At 29.7% G+C, this 3,406-nt stretch carries 3 protein-coding genes and 1 tRNA gene; all 4 read right to left on the bottom strand.

Going from position 1 to position 3,406, the window contains the following annotated elements:
• Positions 1-256 precede the first annotated feature (256 nt).
• Positions 257-964: a hypothetical protein gene (locus ABD715_RS17710; protein ID WP_344789668.1), complete on the bottom strand. Its 708-nt coding sequence runs from the start codon at positions 962-964 to the stop codon at positions 257-259.
• 12 nt (positions 965-976) lie between these two features.
• Positions 977-1,054: transfer RNA gene (locus ABD715_RS17705), tRNA-Ser, on the bottom strand.
• 167 nt (positions 1,055-1,221) lie between these two features.
• On the bottom strand, positions 1,222-2,289 hold the full coding sequence (locus tag ABD715_RS17700; protein ID WP_073153678.1) for a DUF262 domain-containing protein: 1,068 nt from the start codon (positions 2,287-2,289) through the stop codon (positions 1,222-1,224).
• The gene (locus ABD715_RS17695; RefSeq protein ID WP_073153681.1) at positions 2,276-2,866 is read right to left on the bottom strand and encodes a hypothetical protein; all 591 of its coding nucleotides are present in this window, start codon (positions 2,864-2,866) and stop codon (positions 2,276-2,278) included. Before ABD715_RS17695 ends, ABD715_RS17700 begins: the two co-directional genes overlap by 14 nt.
• Between the last annotated feature and the right edge of the window lie 540 nt (positions 2,867-3,406).

Here is a 3,406-nt window from a genome sequence, read left to right as displayed (position 1 = left end):
GTGTTTACCTTTACTAAGTTCGTCAATAATTTTTAGTTTAAAAGGTTCTGAATACCGTCTAATTACTTTGTCATTTTTGTACATAATGTTTAAAATTATGTAGCCTTTATTCAGGACGGGTCATAATGACGTACAACGTTTATGTATAAGAATAGTTGCGGGTTTGTATGCGAGGATTTTCCGAAGGAAAATCAGACGTTACAAACACGCAACGACCTTTGGTTAAGCACTAAACCGCAATTATTTTTATACGGTGTTAGGCACTGGTTTTTTTTGGTACAGGTCTTAGAATATCTTTTCTTTCCGTCATCGTCCAACTAGTACTTTTAATTAAAAATTCATTTAGTTCTGTTAAGTGTAACCAATACTGATTATGAAATCCAACTTTAGGTGACTGAATTAAATCTCTAGTGATTAAACCAAGATATTGATGAACTTTACTCCAAATAGTTATCTTTATGACAGTTAAATCCCCCAATTCATTAGTTTTGTCAGAATTCAGTTTTGTGTTTTCACGATTCAACGCAAAATCCCATTGTCCGTGTGCTATTTTATTTCGTAATTCGCTTGGACTTTTGATATAATCGTCAATTATTTTTTGAATTTCATTTCTGCGTATTAATAAGTCATCCATATTTTTCCAATTAGGATTAACTTTTTCAAAAGCTAAATCAAATAGTAATTCCCAAGCTTTTACGACACCCTTTCGTTCTTTTTCATTTTTTATTTTTTGAATTTCGCTATACAAAAAACCATTTGGCGTGTTTACTATTTGTATAAATTGAGCTTCCGATAAAGTGCAGTAAACTAAAGCGTACAATTTCGTGTTTATCTCAACTTGAAATTCATCTTTCTTTTTAACGTACGTGTTTATAGTTCTAATTACACTTTTTTCAACCTTTTTCAATTTACGCACGTTCTTACTTTGAAGAACGTATAAGTCATAAATTTCTTGATCAGTCATAAATTAATTTTGAGGGGGGAATGGGAATCGAACCCATCATCTCCAATCCATTTCTGGTTTGGCGCATTACTCCTATGTTATGCTTCCCCCATATTTTGTTCACGATGTTTGTTTAACTTGTGCCTAACGTGTTTGTATATGGTTTGTTGCGTGGTTTAAGCACTAAAGTTAGCAAATAAAAACCGAATAGAAAATCCGCGAGGATTTTCGTAAGTAGGCTAGAACTAGCAATAAATTATATACAGTGTTGTGCATAGTTATTTGTTCATTATTTTCTTTAAATGTCTATGTCTGTCGAATCTATTTGATTTTTGTCTAGTACCTTCTTTAACTAATGATTTATAATGATATATTTCAGATAATTGTTCTGGATAATATTGTTCCAATAGTGCATCATTATCATAATTGTCTATAAAATTTCTGTAATTTGAAATTTGGTTATCGGTCAAATTATCTTGATTATTCAAAATATCAAAAACAACAGTAAAAAGAGTGTAAAAATGAACTTGCCTTTTTAGTATTTTAATTCGTTCATTATTATTATCTATAATCGCGTTTATTACACTTAAAATTTCTTTAAATTTAATTTCATCTGTTTCCTTATCTTGATAGTCATCATTATATAAATCATATATTTGATTTAAGTTAGTGTTGCTTATATCTTCTTCAATTCCTTTTTTAAGAAATACCAATAAAATACTAACAAAGGAAACGTCTCTCATTCTTCGTCTGTCTGCAACTCCAAAAATTTTATTTTCTTCCCAAAAGTCGAGTTCAGCAAGTTTAGATGATAGTAACATAAATTCTCCTTCAAATTCTGCATTTCGCAATTCTTGAGGATTCAATGTCATATTATTACTGTTTAATCTCAAGAACATATTAACGATGGAAATTCTTTCTACTTGACTTCTTACCAGTCTAATTGAAAAAAGATAAGACCAAATTGCTTTTTTATCATCAGCTTCTAAATCTTTAAATAATCTGTCTTGAATTACTCCTTTTTTTGGATTATTTGGGTCTAAACTTGATGCTTTTAATTTGTAATTATTTGCAATGTATTGAAAAACAGCACCACATCTTTGCTGACCATCAATTATTGAATATTTAGTGTCTCCTGTATCTTCATCTGTTCCGGTGTTCCACAAATAAATTTCTGGTATAGGATAACCAATTAGTATTGATTCAATTAATTGGATTTGATTTTTTTCTGTCCAAACATAATTTCTTTGGAATGAATTATCAACTTCCAATAAACCTTTTTGACTTAAATCATAAAGCCATTTAGCTGTTTGAGGTTGAATATCTATTTGTTCAATTAATTTCATTTATTATGTTTTTTAATTTTGTTATTCCTTTTAAATGGTATTCCTCTACTGATTCCCAGTCCGAATAAATTCTATAATTAACATCGTGCTGTATATTAAATGTCAATTGCAGTTCAGCTTTAAAAGAAAGTACTTTTTTTTGCCAATTCTCTAGAGTTTGATTTCCATATGTTTTATCATCGTCACGAATACTTATAAAACCACCAAATATATTTCCACATTTTTGGATATAACTTTCAAGATATTGACCTTGTGATACTTCTCTGTAAGCAGACCATATTTCATAAAACAGTTTTCTTGAAACTATTATTAAGTCAAAGTCTGAATCCTCGTGAAATTCAGATAAATTCTTTGTTGGCGAAAAACTGAAACGAGTTTTAGCACTTCCAACAATTGAAATATTGTTAAAAGGAATATTTAATTTTCTTGAGATAAATTTTTTAAATGAGTCATAGTCAGAACTAAAATCATCTCCATTGTTTTTAAAATACCAGACATCTTGTCCCAATAAATATTCATAATAAATATCTAATTCAGATTTAGTGTTCAATATTTGGATTAAATTCTCTTTGTTCATTTTTTAATTATGCACAACGTTGCGTGTAACTAAAGTACGGGTTTGTGTACGAGGATTTTCCGTAGGAAAATCAGAAGTAAGCAAACCTAGCACAGGCGTTACGATTAATGACTAAAAATAGTATTTTTTTTACACATTGTTATACAGCGGTTTTAATTTTTTAAGATTTTTATTACTTTTTAAAGTGCGTTTTGTTATTTCCGTAATAATTTTTTTCTAGAGGTTCAGATTGGAAAAGTTTCCGCAACCGAGCTTAATTCCGCTAGAGTGATTTTTTAATTTCCGCAAACTAATTCATTTCCGTTAGAGTGATTTTTGTTTCCGCAAATGATTTTCTTTTTCAGAGTAGAGGAGTGTTTTGTTTTTATTCCGCTAAAATTGCGTTCTGATTTTTTTGAGCGATCACTGCTGTATAACGTTGCGTGTAACTAAAGTACGGGTTTGTGTACGAGGATTTTCCGTAGGAAAATCAGAAGTAAGCAAACAAAGTACAGGCGTTACGATTAATGACTAAAAATAGTATTTTTTTTACACATTGTT

The sequence above is a fragment of the Postechiella marina genome, assembly GCF_039538365.1.
In the GTDB taxonomy this organism is placed as follows: Bacteria; Bacteroidota; Bacteroidia; order Flavobacteriales; family Flavobacteriaceae; genus Postechiella; species Postechiella marina.
This window is presented reverse-complemented; position numbering and strand designations above follow the sequence as displayed.